25 protein-coding genes are annotated in these 17,100 nt (G+C 66.5%); 21 read left to right on the top strand and 4 right to left on the bottom strand.

Translation table 11 applies throughout. The annotated features are described in order from the left end of the window. The first annotated feature begins 10 nt into the window (after positions 1-10). The 3 genes from ACLARN_RS03380 (at position 11) to ACLARN_RS03370 (ending at position 1,405) form a co-directional block, all read left to right on the top strand. Complete coding sequence (locus ACLARN_RS03380; RefSeq protein ID WP_101612157.1) at positions 11-244, top strand: hypothetical protein; 234 nt, start codon at positions 11-13, stop codon at positions 242-244. Between the two features lie 55 nt (positions 245-299). Beyond that, a complete protein-coding gene (locus tag ACLARN_RS03375; RefSeq protein WP_409489802.1) occupies positions 300-785 on the top strand; it encodes a hypothetical protein in 486 nt (161 codons plus the stop codon). 119 nt (positions 786-904) lie between these two features. Continuing rightward, on the top strand, positions 905-1,405 hold the full coding sequence (locus ACLARN_RS03370; protein WP_409489801.1) for a GNAT family N-acetyltransferase: 501 nt from the start codon (positions 905-907) through the stop codon (positions 1,403-1,405). 4 nt (positions 1,406-1,409) lie between these two features. Here the strand turns inward: ACLARN_RS03370 and ACLARN_RS03365 are convergent, their stop codons facing one another. Genes ACLARN_RS03365 through ACLARN_RS03350 form a run of 4 tightly spaced genes read right to left on the bottom strand, consistent with a single transcriptional unit; the run spans position 1,410 to position 4,967 of the window. After that, positions 1,410-2,858: a hypothetical protein gene (locus ACLARN_RS03365; protein ID WP_409489800.1), complete on the bottom strand. Its 1,449-nt coding sequence runs from the start codon at positions 2,856-2,858 to the stop codon at positions 1,410-1,412. Between the two features lie 9 nt (positions 2,859-2,867). Beyond that, positions 2,868-4,031 carry a hypothetical protein gene (locus tag ACLARN_RS03360; RefSeq protein WP_409489799.1) on the bottom strand — a complete coding sequence of 388 codons (1,164 nt, stop codon included), beginning with the start codon at positions 4,029-4,031 and terminating at the stop codon, positions 2,868-2,870. Positions 4,032-4,044: 13 nt separating this feature from the next. Further along, on the bottom strand, positions 4,045-4,383 hold the full coding sequence (locus ACLARN_RS03355) for a hypothetical protein (RefSeq protein WP_076162996.1): 339 nt from the start codon (positions 4,381-4,383) through the stop codon (positions 4,045-4,047). Beyond that, on the bottom strand, positions 4,383-4,967 hold the full coding sequence (locus tag ACLARN_RS03350; RefSeq protein ID WP_409489798.1) for a YbaB/EbfC family nucleoid-associated protein: 585 nt from the start codon (positions 4,965-4,967) through the stop codon (positions 4,383-4,385). The genes ACLARN_RS03355 and ACLARN_RS03350 overlap by 1 nt, the downstream gene beginning before the upstream one ends. A 707-nt stretch (positions 4,968-5,674) precedes the next feature. Here ACLARN_RS03350 and rpsL point away from each other — a divergent pair. The 18 genes from rpsL to rplE all read left to right on the top strand — a co-directional run bounded on the left by rpsL (position 5,675) and on the right by rplE (position 17,098). Continuing rightward, positions 5,675-6,049 (top strand): 30S ribosomal protein S12, encoded by a 375-nt coding sequence (gene rpsL / locus ACLARN_RS03345; RefSeq protein ID WP_003102113.1) that lies wholly within the window; start codon positions 5,675-5,677, stop codon positions 6,047-6,049. Next, on the top strand, positions 6,049-6,519 hold the full coding sequence (gene rpsG / locus ACLARN_RS03340; protein WP_005166770.1) for a 30S ribosomal protein S7: 471 nt from the start codon (positions 6,049-6,051) through the stop codon (positions 6,517-6,519). The genes rpsL and rpsG overlap by 1 nt, the downstream gene beginning before the upstream one ends. Positions 6,520-6,582: 63 nt before the next feature. Further along, complete coding sequence (gene fusA / locus ACLARN_RS03335) at positions 6,583-8,682, top strand: elongation factor G (protein ID WP_409489797.1); 2,100 nt, start codon at positions 6,583-6,585, stop codon at positions 8,680-8,682. A 127-nt stretch (positions 8,683-8,809) separates the two neighbouring features. Further along, positions 8,810-10,003 (top strand): elongation factor Tu, encoded by a 1,194-nt coding sequence (gene tuf, locus ACLARN_RS03330; RefSeq protein ID WP_409489796.1) that lies wholly within the window; start codon positions 8,810-8,812, stop codon positions 10,001-10,003. 379 nt (positions 10,004-10,382) lie between these two features. Beyond that, positions 10,383-10,688, top strand: coding sequence for a 30S ribosomal protein S10 (gene rpsJ / locus ACLARN_RS03325; protein WP_003102098.1), 306 nt, complete (start codon positions 10,383-10,385; stop codon positions 10,686-10,688). 31 nt (positions 10,689-10,719) lie between these two features. Then, positions 10,720-11,370 carry a 50S ribosomal protein L3 gene (rplC, locus tag ACLARN_RS03320; protein WP_125788816.1) on the top strand — a complete coding sequence of 217 codons (651 nt, stop codon included), beginning with the start codon at positions 10,720-10,722 and terminating at the stop codon, positions 11,368-11,370. Positions 11,371-11,372: 2 nt separating this feature from the next. Continuing rightward, positions 11,373-12,062, top strand: a complete 690-nt coding sequence (rplD, locus tag ACLARN_RS03315; protein WP_409489795.1) for a 50S ribosomal protein L4 — start codon at positions 11,373-11,375, stop codon at positions 12,060-12,062. After that, positions 12,059-12,370: a 50S ribosomal protein L23 gene (rplW, locus tag ACLARN_RS03310; protein WP_409489794.1), complete on the top strand. Its 312-nt coding sequence runs from the start codon at positions 12,059-12,061 to the stop codon at positions 12,368-12,370. Before rplD ends, rplW begins: the two co-directional genes overlap by 4 nt. Before the next feature lie 16 nt (positions 12,371-12,386). Next, positions 12,387-13,223, top strand: coding sequence for a 50S ribosomal protein L2 (gene rplB, locus ACLARN_RS03305; RefSeq protein ID WP_409489793.1), 837 nt, complete (start codon positions 12,387-12,389; stop codon positions 13,221-13,223). Between the two features lie 18 nt (positions 13,224-13,241). Then, the gene (rpsS, locus tag ACLARN_RS03300) at positions 13,242-13,523 is read left to right on the top strand and encodes a 30S ribosomal protein S19 (RefSeq protein ID WP_026468892.1); all 282 of its coding nucleotides are present in this window, start codon (positions 13,242-13,244) and stop codon (positions 13,521-13,523) included. Positions 13,524-13,552: 29 nt separating this feature from the next. Beyond that, positions 13,553-13,969 (top strand): 50S ribosomal protein L22, encoded by a 417-nt coding sequence (gene rplV / locus ACLARN_RS03295; RefSeq protein WP_076163003.1) that lies wholly within the window; start codon positions 13,553-13,555, stop codon positions 13,967-13,969. Beyond that, positions 13,969-14,820, top strand: a complete 852-nt coding sequence (gene rpsC / locus ACLARN_RS03290; protein ID WP_364026035.1) for a 30S ribosomal protein S3 — start codon at positions 13,969-13,971, stop codon at positions 14,818-14,820. Before rplV ends, rpsC begins: the two co-directional genes overlap by 1 nt. A gap of 3 nt (positions 14,821-14,823) precedes the next feature. Beyond that, positions 14,824-15,243: a 50S ribosomal protein L16 gene (gene rplP, locus ACLARN_RS03285; RefSeq protein WP_004558864.1), complete on the top strand. Its 420-nt coding sequence runs from the start codon at positions 14,824-14,826 to the stop codon at positions 15,241-15,243. Beyond that, positions 15,243-15,491: a 50S ribosomal protein L29 gene (rpmC, locus tag ACLARN_RS03280; protein WP_005166783.1), complete on the top strand. Its 249-nt coding sequence runs from the start codon at positions 15,243-15,245 to the stop codon at positions 15,489-15,491. Before rplP ends, rpmC begins: the two co-directional genes overlap by 1 nt. Further along, positions 15,488-15,766: a 30S ribosomal protein S17 gene (gene rpsQ, locus ACLARN_RS03275; RefSeq protein ID WP_409489792.1), complete on the top strand. Its 279-nt coding sequence runs from the start codon at positions 15,488-15,490 to the stop codon at positions 15,764-15,766. The genes rpmC and rpsQ overlap by 4 nt, the downstream gene beginning before the upstream one ends. 79 nt (positions 15,767-15,845) lie before the next feature. Further along, complete coding sequence (gene rplN / locus ACLARN_RS03270; RefSeq protein ID WP_005166785.1) at positions 15,846-16,214, top strand: 50S ribosomal protein L14; 369 nt, start codon at positions 15,846-15,848, stop codon at positions 16,212-16,214. Positions 16,215-16,217: 3 nt separating this feature from the next. After that, positions 16,218-16,532, top strand: a complete 315-nt coding sequence (gene rplX, locus ACLARN_RS03265; RefSeq protein ID WP_076163007.1) for a 50S ribosomal protein L24 — start codon at positions 16,218-16,220, stop codon at positions 16,530-16,532. Between the two features lie 2 nt (positions 16,533-16,534). Next, on the top strand, positions 16,535-17,098 hold the full coding sequence (rplE, locus tag ACLARN_RS03260; RefSeq protein WP_016331092.1) for a 50S ribosomal protein L5: 564 nt from the start codon (positions 16,535-16,537) through the stop codon (positions 17,096-17,098). Positions 17,099-17,100: the final 2 nt, after the last annotated feature.

The raw sequence follows: 17,100 nt of genomic DNA, 5'->3' as shown, positions 1-17,100 counted from the left end.
GGAGAATCTCATGAAGAAGACCCTCGTTCGCGCGGTCACCGGTGCGGCGCTAGCCGGCCTCGTCGTGCTCGGCTCGGCTGCTCCCGCGCTCGCCGTGCAGGCGGCCCCGAGCGATGTCGTGGTCGTCGACGAACCCGACACGAGCGACCTCAACAACATCTGGACGTTCGCGCCGCTCGGCGTGCCGGTGCTCGGCCTGATCCAGTCCCTCAACGGCGTCCCCGGACGGCTGCTGCCGTCCTGACTTCCGTGGCGGCGCGGCTCTCGGGCCGCGCCGCCGCTTTCGGTGAGGAGAACCGATGGCCGACAGACAACTGATCGGGCGCATCGCCATCGCGGGGATCGTGGTGGCCGCGCTCGCGACCTGTGTGGTGCTGCTCAACGGCGGTGAAGAGCCGCAGGCAGAGACCGTGGCCGTCGTCGGCGAACCGACGGGCACGGCGCCGTCACGCGAACCGGACCGCACGATCACGCGGACCCTGAGCCAGCCGCAGCCGGTGTCGAACGACTGGCAAATCGCCTACGAGCTCGCCGGGACGGGGACCGCGACCGTGGTCTACGACTCGAACGGGCTGGGGCTCGTGCACCAAGAACTCCAGGTGACGCTGCCGTGGCGCAAGGAGCTCACGTGGAAGAACACCGGTACCCCGCCGACCGTCCAGCTGATAGGGCAGGGCGAGGGCGCCGTCGAATGCCGGGTCGCGGTGGGCGGCGCCGTCGTCACCTCGGAGAAGTCCGCCCCCGGTGAGGTCGCCACCTGCGCCGGCCGCCTGGCCCCCTCCTGACCAGTGCCGCGCGGCGACTTTAGCGGGCAAACCGCGATCCGGGGCGCGGCGACTTCAGCCCCCTAATCGCGATCCGGCGGCCGGGGAAAATCAGTGGCCGGGCTGGGCAGAATGGGGCCATGAGCTGGAGCTTCGAAGTCACCCCCGTCGATCACCCGGACGCCGCCCGGTTGCTGCGCGAGTACCTGGACGAAATCGCGTCCCGGTTCCACGGGCGCCCGATCGCCGACGACGAACTCGACGCCCTGCTCGACGAGCATCACAGCAGGTACCTGGTCCCGCCGACCGGCGCTTTCCTCCTCGCCTGGCGTGACGGGGTGCTCGCCGGCTGCGCAGGGCTCCGGGTCATGGACCCGGAAATCGTCGAACTCAAGCGCGTCTTCCTCCGGCGTTCCGAGCGTGGCAAGGGCGGCGCGGCGCTGCTCGTGGCCGCCGCCGAGGACGTCGCCCGCGGCCTCGGCGCCACGACCATCCGCCTGGACACCCGCAGCGACCTGGTCGAGGCGAGGGCCCTGTACGCGCGCCTCGGCTACGACGAGGTCGAGCCCTTCAACGACGACCCCTTCGCCCACTACTACTTCTCGAAGTCCCTGGTCGAGGCCCTGTCGGATCGCGTTTAGCCCGCTAAACGCGACGCGGTCGCGGGGCGTAGGTCGCTTTCGCGAGGAGGGTGCCGGCGAGGACGGGGGCCAGGCCGATCAGCAGCAGGAAGAAGCCCGTGTCCTTGCCCTCGATCAGCGGATGCCACCACAGTGGTGTCACGGAGATGTCGACGACGTCGCCCCGGTCCGGGAACGTCCCGAACGACATCCACCGCAGGTCCTTGACCGCGTGCGTCTCGCCGTCGAGTTCGTAGGTGCCGTCCACCAGGTTGCCGTTGCCGCAACTGGTGCAGTTCGACGTGCCCGCCTCCGCCAGGAGGGTCGTGGTCACGGTGAGCCGCGCCACGGGAGCGAGGCCGGTCAACGCGGTCAGCGAGTTCACCGCGAGCGCCAGCCCCGGCAACACCAGCGCGAGCGCGACGACCGTGCGCGCCACCAGGGACAGCGACGACAGCGGCTGACGGCCCGTCGCTTCCCTGCGCCGGTTGAGCGGGCCGCGGAGCCCGGCGAGTGGGCCCCGGCGACCGTCGAGCCATCCCGCGTCACTGGTGTCGGAAGCCTTCGCGACCGAACGGAAATCAGCGTCCTCCCAGTCCACTGTGGACGCCAGGATGGCCAGGCGCCGGGAGTCGGCGAACATCATCTCTTCGGTCAGTGTCCCGGCTTCGGCTGCCCACAGTGAGCCGCCGTGGAAAGCCACCTCGCGGACCCGGAACCACGGGTCGCGGTCCAGCAGATCACGGACGCCCTGGGTCGACAGCAGGGCCTGGGCGAACTTCGGATCCGACGTCGTCACGGTGAACCGGCGATCGAACTCCGTGCCGGTCTCGAACCTTTGAAGCAACGCGTCCGGCTTCGGCGCCCCGATGGTGTTCCGCGTGATGCGGGCGTCCTCCAGCGGTGTGAACCGCTCCGGTTCGAAAGCACCCGTGACGGGGGTGATGACGACCGACGGCACGACGGGTGTCCGCAGCTGGATCAGGGCGTACGTCCCATCGATCAGGTCGGCCGTCCTGGCCAGTTCGGGGAAACCGTCGGAGGAACCGCCGAGCCGGTACTCGACCCCGAGCAGCCGATGCCCGTGGTGGCCGAACTCGACCACCGTCACCACGGACTCGGGGGACGCCTGTGCGTGGCCGACGGCGATGCCGCGCCGGGGGAGTACGCCGAAGCTCGGCTCGCCGACCCCGTCGAGCCTGCCGGTCCACGTCTTCTGCCGATACCCCCGGAACGCCGCCAGAGCCGCGATGATCAGCGGGAACGCGAACCAGAGCCAGCCGGGAACCGCGCTCCCGGACCCCGCCGAGAGCCAGTACAGCGACGTCTCGGAGACGAGGATCCCGCAGAGGGCGTAGCTGACGGCGGCCGCGGTCGGCCGCCGTCCGTCGAACCGCCCGCCGAGCAGCAGCAGCGCCAGTGCCACGGTGTAACCACCGGCGATGAGCCACGGTCCGGCCAGCTGATCGTCCATCGGGCGACCCTACTGGTCCATGTCGAGGTTCTCGCGGGTCTCCTCTTCGCTGTGGCGACCGCCGGTGCGGCCGTATTCCTGCCCGGTGGTGGTGTTCTTGGTGTTGTCGATGGCCTTGTTCGCGAAGTCGAAAGCCGCCTTGCCCTGATAGGCGGATCCCTTCGACAGGTCGGCCGGGTTGACCCCGACGACCTGCTTGATCGCCTGGTTCGGCACACCCTTGAGGACGTCCTTCGCGGCGTCGCCGAACGTGCCCAGCTGTGTCCCGGTGTCCTTGGCGAACGCGCCGACGATCGTCTTCTCCTGACCGGGCGTCATCCCGACCTTGCCGGCCTTCGTCAGCTTCGAACCCTGTTTGACCAGGTCGTCGGTCCACTTGAGCATGAAGCCCATGAACTTGTCGAGCAGCTTGCCGAGTTTGCCGAGGTGCTTGGTGATCTTGCCCATCGCGCTCGCGGCCTTGGCGATCGTCGCGGTCATCGCCGCGGCCACCGTGGAGCCGAGACTGACGACGGACGCGGCCAGTGCGGGCAGCCAGATGTAGATCGCCCAGGTGACCAGCTCGGAGATGATCGATTTGACGACCTCTTCGATGACGGTCATCACCATCGACCACATCTGCAGCGTCTCGGCCACCGTGCCGGCGCTGTTGCCGATGCCCTTGATGCCGACGGCGAAGTCGCCGAGCGCGTTCCGGGCGGCGTCGCCCGCGTCGCCCACCCAGTCCTTCAGCGACTCGTCGCCGGTCTTGACGAAGTCGTCGGCCAGCGTGACGAAGCCCTTGGCGATGTTGCCGAAGTTGCCGGCCGCGGTCTTGAGCGCCGGACCGTCACCCGTGACGAAGTGCAGCGCGTCCTGCAGCGGCTGGATCAGCTCGATCAGGATGTTCAGGCCGTTGCTGACCAGCCAGCCCACCGGGTCGAGCACGAAGCTCGCGAGGTCCGCGCCCGCCCCCGCGATGAAACCCGCGCCGTCCTGCACCAGCTGTCCGCCCGCGGCCACGAGGTCGCCGGGGCCCTGCGCGGTGCTGAACTTCTCGTAGGCGGTGGTGACGGTGGTGACGCCCTTGCCCGCGATCGGCACCTTCTTCGCGGCGTCGAGCGCGTTCTTGCCGAAGCTGTCGTCACCCGTGATCTTGACGTTGCCGGCGACACTCGCCTTCTCGTCGGTCATGCCGTCCCCCAGCTCACTTCGGTCCGTCGATCTTGGCTTCGTACTTCCCCAGAGTGATCGTCGCGTCGTTTTCGAAGCCGTTGTAGATCGACGCCGCCTGGGTCATCTTCCCGGAGAACGAGTCCACCCCGGTCTTCATCAGCTCGAGCAGCTCACGCAGGTCGGCGAGCTTGCCGGTGTAGGTCTGCTTCACCGCGAGCCCGATCAGGCCCCACGACTTGTCCGTGACGTCGGCCTGGTCGACGAGGCCGCCGAACTTGCCGGCCTCGTCCTTGTAGTAGCCGAGCTTGTTCGCGTAGTCGGTCAAGGCCTGCGTCTTGACCGCGTGCCCGCCGGCGCCTGGTCCGGTCATCAGTGGTCCTCCTCGTCGAACAGGTTCTTGAGGAACTGGTCACCGGCCGAGTTCCGGCCCGCCGCCGACGGGCCGGGAGTCGATTCGTCCGACCGGCGGAGCACCGTCTCCTCGCTGAAGTCGTCCTCGTTCCGAGGGCGGCGGGCGGGGCGGCCGGTGTCCGCTGGTGGCTCCTCCGACATCTGAGACCGTAGATCGTCGGCCGTGGTTCCCAATGCTTCCGCCTGGGCTTCGAGAACCTGCTCCTGAACGTTCAAATGGAACGCCCCGCCGAACTGCTCGTCGACGATCCCGGCCTGCTTCCGCGCCGCGTCGGCCACCGCGGTGTGCAAAGTGGACAGAAGGCTGGCGGCGAGTTGTTGTGGTTGCTGCCGAAGGGCTTCCGGGGACAGGCGGATGTCCTTGACGGCCCCGCCGGGGCCCGCGACGACGGTGACCGAACGATCCGGTGACGTCGCCACCGACTCCAGTTCCGCCAGTTCCGCCTGCATTTCGCCGACCTTCGCGAACTGCGTTTCGGCTGTTTTGATCTTGGACTGGAACTTCTCGAACTCGGCGACCAGCTGTTCGAACTCGGCCGACATGGAGCCTCCCCGTGCAAGTGCGTGTGACCGGTGTCATCGTGACCTATTCACCGGTTTGACGCGATGGTGTGCTTTCCGGATCCATCCGGCTCACCCGTTAGGGGAATAGGTAGCGTGGTTCGCCGAGTACGGCGGTATCAGCACAGCGAGGGGAGGGCGTCGTGGACGCCGAGCAGCAGGAAGGCACGGAGGAACCCCGGCGGGGGAGTCACGCGGCGCCGGAGGGGGCTCCCGTGCATCCGTTGATCGACCTCAACCGGGATCCACACCCGGGCAGGGCGGATCACGCCAAGCCCGATGAGGACTGAAGGCGCCTCCGTTGAGGCGCCGACGAGGAATGGGCCTCCTGTCGGGAGGTGCTACGCCAAGGCCGACGGGAATGGAACAGCCCGAAACGCCGTTCCATCAGGGTGGCCGCGGCGTGCCGCCCGGCACGATATAGTTATCGACCCCCCGATTTGGTCGGCCCCGAAGTGGCCGGGTATCTTTGGAGACCGTGCCCGGCAGGCGTCGGGCCGTCCCGTGTGCCGTGCGGCGTGAACGGGGTGCTCAGGCATCCGGTTCGAAGGCTTCGCCCACACGGGATCCGACGGAAAATCCCTACGGGAAGTTACCGGTCGCAAGACCGTGACGCGGGCCGACACGCCCGACCGCGGGGGCCGGAGACAGACACGTAGTAGCAAGATCGCGAACAGAAAGCTGGTCCATTGCCCACGATCCAGCAGCTGGTCCGTAAGGGCCGCCAGGACAAGGCTGCCAAGCAGAAGACCGCGGCCCTCAAGGGGAGCCCGCAGCGGCGTGGCGTGTGCACTCGCGTGTACACCACAACCCCCAAGAAGCCGAACTCGGCGCTTCGCAAGGTCGCTCGTGTGAAGTTGACCAGCGGCATCGAGGTCACCGCCTACATTCCCGGTGAAGGCCACAACCTGCAGGAGCACTCGATGGTGCTCGTGCGTGGTGGTCGTGTGAAGGACCTTCCGGGTGTCCGTTACAAGATCATCCGCGGTTCGCTCGACACCCAGGGTGTCAAGAACCGTAAGCAGGCGCGCAGCCGGTACGGCGCGAAGAAGGAGAAGAGCTAATGCCCCGCAAGGGTCCGGCCCCTAAGCGGCCGCTGATCTCTGACCCCGTCTACGCATCCCCGCTGGTCACCCAGCTGGTGAACAAGGTGCTGAAGGACGGCAAGCGGTCCCTGGCCGAGCGCATCGTCTACGGCGCCCTCGAAGGTGCTCGCGAGAAGACCGGCACCGACCCGGTCGTCACGCTGAAGCGCGCCCTCGACAACGTGAAGCCCACCATCGAGGTGAAGAGCCGCCGTGTCGGTGGTGCCACCTACCAGGTGCCGATCGAGGTCAAGCCGGGCCGCTCCACCACGCTCGCGCTCCGCTGGCTGGTCTCCTTCTCCGCGGCCCGCCGTGAGAAGACCATGATCGAGCGCCTGCAGAACGAGCTCCTCGACGCGAGCAACGGCCTCGGTGCCAGCGTGAAGCGGCGCGAGGACACGCACAAGATGGCCGAGTCCAACAAGGCCTTCGCGCACTACCGCTGGTGATGACCGCCCGGCTGCCGATCAAAGCCTTGCCGGGCCCCAATTTTGAGACAGGGGAACACTCTCGTGGCACGTGAAGTGCTGACCGACCTGAACCAGGTCCGCAACATCGGCATCATGGCCCACATCGACGCCGGTAAGACCACCACCACCGAGCGGATCCTGTTCTACACCGGGGTCAACTACAAGATCGGTGAAGTCCACGATGGCGCCGCCACCATGGACTGGATGGAGGAGGAGCAGAAGCGGGGTATCACCATCACCTCGGCTGCCACCACCACCTTCTGGGCCGATCACCAGATCAACATCATCGACACCCCGGGTCACGTCGACTTCACCGTCGAGGTGGAGCGTTCGCTCCGCGTGCTCGATGGTGCCGTCGCCGTGTTCGACGGCAAGGAAGGTGTCGAGCCGCAGTCCGAGCAGGTCTGGCGTCAGGCGGACAAGTACGAGGTTCCTCGTATCTGCTTCGTCAACAAGATGGACAAGCTCGGCGCGGACTTCTACTTCACCGTCCGCACCATCGAGGAGCGCCTCGGCGCCCGCCCGCTGGTCATCCAGCTGCCGATCGGCGCCGAGAACGAGTTCGAAGGCGTCATCGACCTGGTCCGCATGAAGGCGCTGACCTGGCGCGGCGAGGTCCAGAAGGGTGAGGACTACGCCGTCGAGGAGATCCCGGCCGAGCTCGCCGACAAGGCGGCCGAGTACCGGGAGAAGCTGGTCGAGGCCATCGCCGAGACCGACGACTCCCTGATGGAGAAGTTCCTCGAGGGCGAGGAGCTGACGGAGGCCGAGCTGAAGGCCGGTATCCGCAAGCTCACCGTGAACCGCGAGGCGTACCCGGTGCTCACCGGTTCCGCGTTCAAGAACAAGGGCGTGCAGCCCATGCTCGACGCGGTCATCGACTACCTGCCGTCGCCGCTGGACGTCCCCGCCGTCGAGGGCACGCTGCCCGACGGCGAGACCGTCGTGTCGCGCAAGCCGTCGACCGAGGAGCCGTTCTCCGCTCTGGCGTTCAAGATCGCCGCGCACCCGTTCTTCGGCAAGCTGACCTACATCCGGGTGTACTCGGGCAAGGTCTCCTCCGGCGCGCAGCTGATCAACGCCACCAAGGAGCGCAAGGAGCGCATCGGGAAGCTCTTCCAGATGCACTCCAACAAGGAGAACCCGGTCGACGAGGCCCAGGCCGGCCACATCTACGCGGTCATCGGCCTGAAGGACACCACCACCGGTGACACCCTCGCCGACCCGCAGAACCCGGTCGTCCTCGAGTCGATGACGTTCCCGGCGCCGGTCATCCGCGTCGCGATCGAGCCCAAGACCAAGGCCGACCAGGAGAAGCTGTCCCTGGCGATCCAGAAGCTGGCCGAAGAGGACCCGACGTTCCAGGTCAACCTGGACGAGGACACCGGCCAGACGATCATCGCGGGTATGGGCGAGCTGCACCTCGAGGTGCTGGTGAACCGCATGAAGTCCGACTACAAGGTCGAGGCGAACATCGGTAAGCCACAGGTCGCCTACCGTGAGACGGTGCGCAAGACGGTCGAGAAGCTCGACTATGTGCACAAGAAGCAGACCGGTGGTTCCGGTCAGTTCGCGAAGGTCATCGTCAAGCTCGAGCCGCTCGAGTCCACCGACGGTGCCCTCTACGAGTTCTCCAACAAGGTCACCGGTGGCCGCGTGCCGCGGGAGTACATCCCGTCGGTCGACGCGGGCGCGCAGGACGCCATGCAGTACGGCGTACTGGCCGGATACCCGCTCGTCGGGTTGAAGTTCACCTTGTTGGACGGCGCGTACCACGAGGTCGACTCTTCGGAAATGGCCTTCAAGATCGCCGGCTCCATGGCGATGAAGGAAGCCGCGAAGAAGGCCGGTCCGGTCATCCTCGAGCCGCTGATGGCCGTCGAGGTCACCACGCCCGAGGACTACATGGGCGATGTGATCGGCGACCTCAACTCCCGCCGTGGCCAGATCCAGGCCATGGAGGAGCGCGCCGGTACCCGTGTCGTCAAGGCACTGGTCCCGCTGTCGGAGATGTTCGGCTACGTCGGCGACCTGCGGTCGCGTACCCAGGGACGTGCCAACTACTCCATGGTGTTCGACTCCTACGCTGAGGTTCCCGCGAACGTCGCGAAGGAAATCATCGCGAAGGCGACAGGGGAGTAGTTCCCTCTCGCTCGCGGGCATAAGGAAAACTCCTGAACGTCCGCACCACCCACCGAGAAACGAATCTCCGTCTGACGACAGCCACGTCGGCCGGTGAGTAAGCAAAACAGTCCAGGAGGACATTCCAGTGGCGAAGGCGAAATTCGAGCGGACCAAGCCGCACGTCAACATCGGGACCATCGGTCACGTCGACCACGGTAAGACCACTCTGACCGCGGCGATCACCAAGGTTCTGCACGACAAGTACCCCGAGCTGAACACGGCGTCGGCGTTCGACCAGATCGACAACGCGCCGGAAGAGAAGCAGCGCGGCATCACGATCAACATCTCGCACGTCGAGTACCAGACCGAGAAGCGTCACTACGCCCACGTGGACGCCCCCGGTCACGCGGACTACATCAAGAACATGATCACCGGTGCGGCGCAGATGGACGGCGCGATCCTCGTGGTCGCGGCGACCGACGGCCCGATGCCGCAGACCCGTGAGCACGTGCTGCTCGCGAAGCAGGTCGGCGTGCCCTACATCGTGGTCGCGCTGAACAAGGCCGACATGGTCGACGACGAGGAGATCCTGGAGCTCGTCGAGCTCGAGGTCCGCGAGCTGCTGTCCTCCCAGGACTTCCCTGGTGACGACGCTCCGGTCATCAAGGTCTCCGGCCTGAAGGCCCTCGAGGGCGACGCCAAGTGGGGCGAGAGCGTTCTCGAGCTCATGGCGGCCGTCGACGAGAGCGTGCCGGACCCGGTGCGCGAGCTCGACAAGCCGTTCCTGATGCCGATCGAAGACGTCTTCACGATCACCGGCCGTGGCACGGTCGTGACCGGCCGTATCGAGCGTGGCCGCGTCAACGTGAACGAAGAGGTCGAGATCGTCGGCATCAAGGAGAAGTCGACCAAGACCACCGTCACCGGTGTCGAGATGTTCCGCAAGCTGCTCGACCAGGGTGAGGCCGGCGACAACGTCGGTCTGCTGGTCCGCGGCATCAAGCGCGAGGACGTCGAGCGCGGCCAGGTCGTCGTGAAGCCGGGTACCACCACCCCGCACACGGAGTTCGAGGGCTCGGTCTACATCCTGTCGAAGGACGAGGGTGGTCGTCACACCCCGTTCTTCAACAACTACCGCCCGCAGTTCTACTTCCGTACGACGGACGTGACCGGCGTGGTGACCCTCAAGGAGGGCACCGAGATGGTCATGCCGGGCGACAACACGGACATCAGCGTTGTGCTGATCCAGCCGGTCGCCATGGACGAGGGCCTGCGTTTCGCCATCCGTGAGGGTGGACGGACCGTCGGCGCCGGCCAGGTCACCAAGATCAACAAGTGATTTAACGCCACCCGGGGGTCTGATACACCCCCGGGTTAAAGGCGTCAAATCACGTGTGCGACACTATTCAGGTTGCTCGTCCTGGGGCGGCCGAACCTTTCGAGGTTCCGGCCGCCCTGGTATGAGCGGCCACGGTCCGTGGAGCTCTTCCTTCGGGTGAGGCCAGCGGGCGCGGCGGTTGAGACGGCACGGCCGGATCGCTGCCTCCTCTCATGAGGAAGACCAGCAAGACGACGATCCCGCGGGATCCGTCTGTGCGTCGGGCGCGACACGCCCGACCGCGTGGACCGGGGACAGGGCCGTTGAACTGCGAGAACCCCGGCCCAGCCGAAGGTTTGAAGAGACAAAGCGGCACGAGACGACAAGGAACGCAGCCACCATGGCGGGACAGAAGATCCGCATCCGGCTCAAGGCCTACGACCACGAGGCGATCGACACCTCGGCGCGCAAGATCGTGGAGACGGTCACGCGCACCGGCGCCCGTGTTGTCGGGCCGGTGCCGCTGCCCACCGAGAAGAACGTTTACTGCGTCATCCGCTCGCCGCACAAGTACAAGGACTCGCGCGAGCACTTCGAGATGCGCACGCACAAGCGTCTGATCGACATCCTCGACCCGACGCCGAAGACGGTCGACGCGCTCATGCGCATCGACCTGCCGGCGAGCGTCGACGTCAACATCCAGTAGCGGCTGGCGAGCGGCGGAGAGTAAGAGACTCATGTCTGACAGGCAAATGAAGGGCATCCTGGGCACCAAGCTCGGCATGACCCAGGTCTTCGACGAGAACAACCGGGTCGTCCCGGTGACCGTCGTCCAGGCCGGTCCGAACGTGGTCACCCAGGTTCGGACCCAGGAAACCGACGGCTACAAGGCCGTGCAGCTGGCTTTCGGCGCGGTCGACCCGCGCCGGGTGAACAAGCCGCGCACCGGCCACTTCGACAAGGCGAGCGTGACCCCGCGTCGTTTCCTTGCCGAGCTGCGTACCACCGACGCCGAGACCTACGAGGTCGGCCAGGAGATCACCGCTGAGGTGTTCGAGGCCGGTATCGAGGTCGACGTGACCGGTACCAGCAAGGGCAAGGGCTACGCCGGTGTCATGAAGCGTCACGGCTTCAAGGGCCAGGGCGCGAGCCACGGTGCACAGGCCGTGCACCGCAAGCCCGGCTCGATCGGTGGCTGTGCCACCCCGGGCCGCGTCTTCAAGGGCCTGCGCATGGCGGGCCGCATGGGCAACGACCGGGTCACCACACAGAACCTGACCGTGCACGCGGTGCGTGCCGAGGACGGCCTGCTGCTGATCAAGGGCGCCGTGCCCGGTCCCAAGGGCGGCCTGCTGTTCGTGCGCAGCGCCGCGAAGGGTGGTAACTGATCATGACCAGCGTCGAGCTGAAGACCCCGGCCGGTAAAGCCGACGGCACGGTCGAGCTCCCCTCGGAGATCTTCGACGTGCAGGCCAACGTGCCCCTCATGCACCAGGTCGTGGTGGGCCAGCTGGCCGCCGCTCGCCAGGGCACGCATGACACCAAGACCCGCGGTGAAGTCCGCGGTGGTGGCAAGAAGCCGTACCGCCAGAAGGGCACCGGCCGCGCCCGCCAGGGTTCGACCCGTGCGCCGCAGTTCACCGGTGGTGGCGTCGTCCACGGCCCCACGCCGCGTGACTACACCCAGCGGACCCCGAAGAAGATGAAGGCCGCCGCTCTGCGTGGCGCCCTCTCCGACCGGGTTCGCGCCGGGCAGCTGCACGTCGTGACCGAGCTGATCGCCGGCGACAAGCCGTCGACCAAGTCGGCCAAGACCGTGATCGCCGCGATCACCCAGGCGAAGCGCGTCCTCGTGGTCCTGAACCGCGACGACACGATCAGCTGGGCGTCCGCGCGGAACCTGCCCGAGATCCACCTCATCGCGCCTGACCAGCTCAACACTTACGACGTGTTGGTCAACGACGACGTGGTGTTCACCAAGTCCGCTTACGACGCTTTCGTCGCCGGTCCCGTTCGGGGCAAGGGCGTCAAGGCCTCGGCGCGGTCGAGCGAGGTTTCGGAAGGGAGTGACGAGCAGTGAGTGCTATCGCCATCGCCGATCCTCGCGACATCTTGCTCGCGCCGGTGATCTCCGAGAAGTCCTACGGACTGCTTGAAGACCACAAGTACACGTTCGTGGTTCGCCCGGACGCCAACAAGACCCAGATCAAGATCGCGGTCGAGCAGGTGTTCGGCGTCAAGGTGGTCAGTGTCAACACCCTCAACCGCCAGGGCAAGCGTAAGCGGACTCGCGCCGGCTTCGGCAAGCGCAAGGACACCAAGCGCGCCATCGTGACTCTTTCGGCTGAAAGCAAGCCGATCGAGATCTTCGGCGGACCCACCGCGTAAAGGACTGAGCTGACACATGGGCATCCGCAAGTACAAGCCGACGACCCCGGGTCGTCGTGGCTCCAGCGTCTCCGACTTCGCCGAGATCACTCGGTCCACCCCGGAGAAGTCGCTGCTGCGTCCGCTGAGCAAGTCCGGCGGCCGTAACTCCAGCGGCAAGATCACCACCCGCCACAAGGGCGGTGGCCACAAGCGTGCGTACCGGCTGATCGACTTCCGCCGGAACGACAAGGACGGCGTTCCCGCCAAGGTCGCGCACATCGAGTACGACCCCAACCGGTCCGCTCGTATCGCGCTGCTGCACTACGCCGACGGCGAGAAGCGCTACATCATCGCCCCGGAGAAGCTCAAGCAGGGTGACACGGTTGAGAACGGCCCCCGCGCCGACATCAAGCCGGGTAACAACCTGCCGCTGCGCAACATCCCGGTCGGCACCGTGATCCACGCGATCGAGCTCCGCCCCGGTGGCGGCGCGAAGATGGCGCGGTCCGCCGGTGCCAAGGTGCAGCTGGTGGCGAAGGACGGGCCTTACGCCCAGCTTCGTCTCCCCTCGGGCGAGATCCGCAACGTCGACGTGCGCAACCGCGCCACCATCGGCGAGGTCGGCAACTCCGACCACTCCAACATCAACTGGGGCAAGGCGGGTCGTAACCGCTGGCGCGGCAAGCGCCCCACCGTCCGTGGTGTCGTCATGAACCCGGTCGACCACCCGCACGGTGGTGGTGAGGGTAAGACCTCCGGTGGTCGTCACCCGGTGAACCCGAACGGTAAGCCCGAGGGTCGTACCCGTCGCCGCAAGGCTTCGGACTCGATGATCGTCCGACGTCGCCGTACCGGCAAGAACAAGCGCTGAGCAGGGAGGTAGAAGCACATGCCACGCAGCCTTAAAAAGGGCCCCTTCGTGGACGACCACCTGCTCAAGAAGGTGGACGTTCTCAACGAGTCGGGCAAGAAGACCGTGATCAAGACTTGGTCGCGTCGCTCCACGATCATCCCGGACTTCCTGGGTCACACGATCGCGGTGCACGACGGACGCAAGCACGTCCCGGTGTTCGTCACCGAGGCGATGGTGGGTCACAAGTTGGGCGAGTTCGCCCCGACTAGGACCTTCAAGGGCCACATCAAGGACGACCGCAAGTCGCGCCGCCGCTGAGCGGGCACGAGAGAACAAGGAAGCTAGCGATGAACGCCCAGAACGACGTGGCCGAGGCATTGCCGACGGCTTACGCGCGGGCTCGCTTCGTCCGGGACTCGCCTACCAAGGTGCGCCGGGTGATCGAGCTGATCAAGGGACGTAGCGCCGCCGACGCCTTGGCCGTGCTCCAGTTCGCCCCGCAGGCGGCAAGCGAGCCGGTCGCGAAGGTGCTCGCCAGCGCCGTGGCCAACGCCGAAAACAACCTCGATCTTGACCCGGACACCCTCTGGATCAAGAACGCCTACGCCGACGAGGGCCCGACCCTCAAGCGCATCCGTCCGCGGGCCCAGGGCCGCGCGTACCGGATCCGCAAGCGGACCAGCCACATCACCGTCGAGGTGGAGTCGCGTCCCAAGGCCGAGGCCAAGAAGGCACAGGGCAAGAAGAAGGCAGGTGGCCGGTAGTGGGCCAGAAAATCAACCCGCACGGCTTCCGCCTGGGTATCACCACGGACTGGAAGTCGCGTTGGTACGCCGACAAGCAGTACGCGGAGTACGTGGCCGAGGACGTCAAGATCCGGAAGCTGCTGTCCACGGGCATGGAGCGCGCCGGGATCTCCAAGGTCGAGATCGAGCGCACCCGTGACCGGGTCCGCGTCGACATCCACACCGCCCGGCCGGGCATCGTCATCGGCCGTCGTGGTGCGGAGGCCGACCGGATCCGCGGCGCGCTGGAGAAGCTGACCGCCAAGCAGGTCCAGCTGAACATCCTCGAGGTCAAGAACCCCGAGGCCGACGCCCAGCTCGTCGCTCAGGGTGTCGCGGAGCAGCTGAGCAACCGCGTGGCGTTCCGCCGCGCGATGCGCAAGGCGATCCAGACCTCCATGCGTTCGCCGCAGGTCAAGGGCATCCGCGTGCAGTGCGGCGGTCGTCTCGGCGGTGCCGAGATGTCCCGCTCCGAGCACTACCGCGATGGCCGTGTCCCGCTGCACACGCTGCGTGCCGACATCGACTACGGCTTCTTCGAGGCCAAGACGACGTTCGGTCGCATCGGCGTGAAGGTGTGGATCTACAAGGGCGAGCTCGTGGGTGGCCTCAAGGCCCGTGAGGCGCGTGACGCCGCCGCGGCCGCCGAGCGTGCCCCGCGCCGTGACCGTGGAGACCGTCCCGCCCGCCCGCGCCGTTCCGGTGCGTCGGGCACGACGCCGACCTCGACCGAAGCCGGTCGGGCTGCCGCCGCCGCCAAGAGCGACGACGCCGCCCCCGCGGCCACCGAGGCCCCGGCTGCTGAGACTGCAGAAAAGACGGAGGGCTGACACGTGCTCATCCCGCGCAGGGTCAAGCACCGGAAGCAGCACTCCCCGAAGCGCCACGGTGCCGCCAAGGGCGGTACGAAGGTCAGCTTCGGCGAGTACGGCATCCAGGCGCTTGAGCACAGCTACGTGACCAACCGGCAGATCGAGTCCGCTCGTATCGCCATGACGCGTCACATCAAGCGTGGCGGCAAGGTGTGGACGACCATCTACCCGGACCGCCCGCTGACCAAGAAGCCGGCGGAAACCCGCATGGGTTCCGGTAAGGGTTCGCCCGAGTGGTGGATCGCCAACGTGAAGCCGGGCCGCGTGATGTTCGAGATCTCGTTCCCGAACGAGGAGACCGCCCGTGAGGCGCTCCGTCGCGCGATCCACAAGCTGCCCATGAAGTGCCGCATCGTGACCCGTGAAGGTGGTGAGTTCTGATGGCGAAGGCAGGTGCCGCTCTGGCATCGGAGCTGCGTGAGCTCACCGCGGAAGAGCTCGTCCTGCGTCTGAAGGAATACAAGGAGGAGCTCTTCAACCTCCGCTTCCAGATGGCGACCGGACAGCTCGACAACAACCGCCGTCTGCGCACCGTCCGCACGGACATCGCGCGGATCTACACGGTCATGCGCGAGCGTGAACTCGGCCTGTCCGTTTCCCCTGACGCCGAGAGTGAAGGTGCCGCATGAGCGAGCAGCCCACCGAGGCGGCCGTCCGCAACGACCGCAAGGTCCGTGAGGGCTACGTCGTCTCGGACAAGATGAACAAGACGATCGTGGTCGAGCTCGAAGACCGCAAGAAGCACCGTCGCTACGCCAAGGTTCTCCGCAGCACCAAGAAGGTCAAGGTGCACGACGAGAACAACGAGGCGGGCGTGGGCGACAAGGTCACCTTGATGGAGACCCGCCCGCTGTCGGCGACCAAGCGCTGGCGTCTGGTGCAGATCGTGGAGAAGGCCAAGTAAGTAGGGCTCTTTTTGAGTCCCTTAGTTCCGCAAGGCTCGCGTCTCAACGCGAGAACCAGCGCGACATACAGGAGTTGACGTGATCCAGCAGGAGTCGCGGCTTCGGGTTGCCGACAATACGGGCGCGAAGGAAATCCTTTGCATCCGCGTTCTCGGTGGTTCGGGGCGGCGCTACGCGGGCATCGGCGACATCATCGTCGCCACCGTGAAGGACGCCATGCCGGCTGCCGGCGTGAAGAAGGGTGACGTCGTCAAGGCGGTCATCGTTCGCACGCGCAAGGAGCGCCGTCGTCCGGACGGTTCTTACATCCGCTTCGACGAGAACGCTGCTGTGCTCATCAAGAACGACAATGAGCCCCGCGGCACCCGCATCTTCGGCCCGGTGGGCCGCGAGCTGCGCGACCGAAAGTTCATGAAGATCATTTCGCTCGCGCCGGAGGTGTTGTAGAGCATGAAGGTGAAGAAGGGCGACACGGTCGTCGTCGTCGCCGGCAAGGACAAGGGTGCCAAGGGCAAGGTCATTCAGGCCTACCCCGAGCGCGAGCGCGTGCTGGTCGAAGGCGTGAACCGGATCAAGAAGCACACGCGGATCTCCCAGACCCAGCGCGGCGCGCAGTCCGGCGGCATCGTCACGCAGGAGGCGCCCATTCACGTCTCGAACGTGATGGTCGTCGACTCCGACGGCAAGCCGACCCGGGTGGGCTACCGCATCGGCGAGGACGGCAAGAAGGTCCGGGTCTCGCGCCGGAACGGTAAGGACATCTGATCATGACCACCGCAGAGAAGATCGCCCCGCGCCTCAAGGTGCGGTACCGCGAGGAGATCAAGGGACAGCTCCAGGAGGAGTTCTCCTTCGAGAACGTCCACCAGATCCCGGGCGTCGTCAAGGTCGTCGTGAACATGGGTGTCGGTGACGCCGCCCGTGACAGCAAGCTGATCGAAGGCGCCATCCGCGACCTGGCCGCGATCACCGGGCAGAAGCCCGAGGTTCGCAAGGCTCGCAAGTCCATCGCGCAGTTCAAGCTGCGTGAGGGCCAGCCGATCGGTGCGCGCGTCACGCTGCGCAACGACCGGATGTGGGAGTTCCTCGACCGGCTGCTGACCATCGCGCTGCCGCGTATCCGTGACTTCCGCGGGCTTTCGCCGAAGCAGTTCGACGGCAACGGCAACTACACGTTCGGTCTCAACGAGCAGTCGATGTTCCACGAGATCGACCCGGACGCCATCGACCGCCCGCGCGGTATGGACGTCACTGTCGTCACCACCGCCAACACCGACGACGAGGGCCGCGCGCTGCTTCGCAAGCTCGGCTTCCCGTTCAAGGAGAACTGAGT

The sequence above is a fragment of the Amycolatopsis sp. cmx-11-12 genome (genome assembly GCF_046269425.1).
In the GTDB taxonomy this organism is placed as follows: Bacteria; Actinomycetota; Actinomycetes; order Mycobacteriales; family Pseudonocardiaceae; genus Amycolatopsis.
The sequence above is the reverse complement of the archived record's forward strand: the minus strand, read 5'-3'. Positions and strand labels throughout refer to the sequence as shown.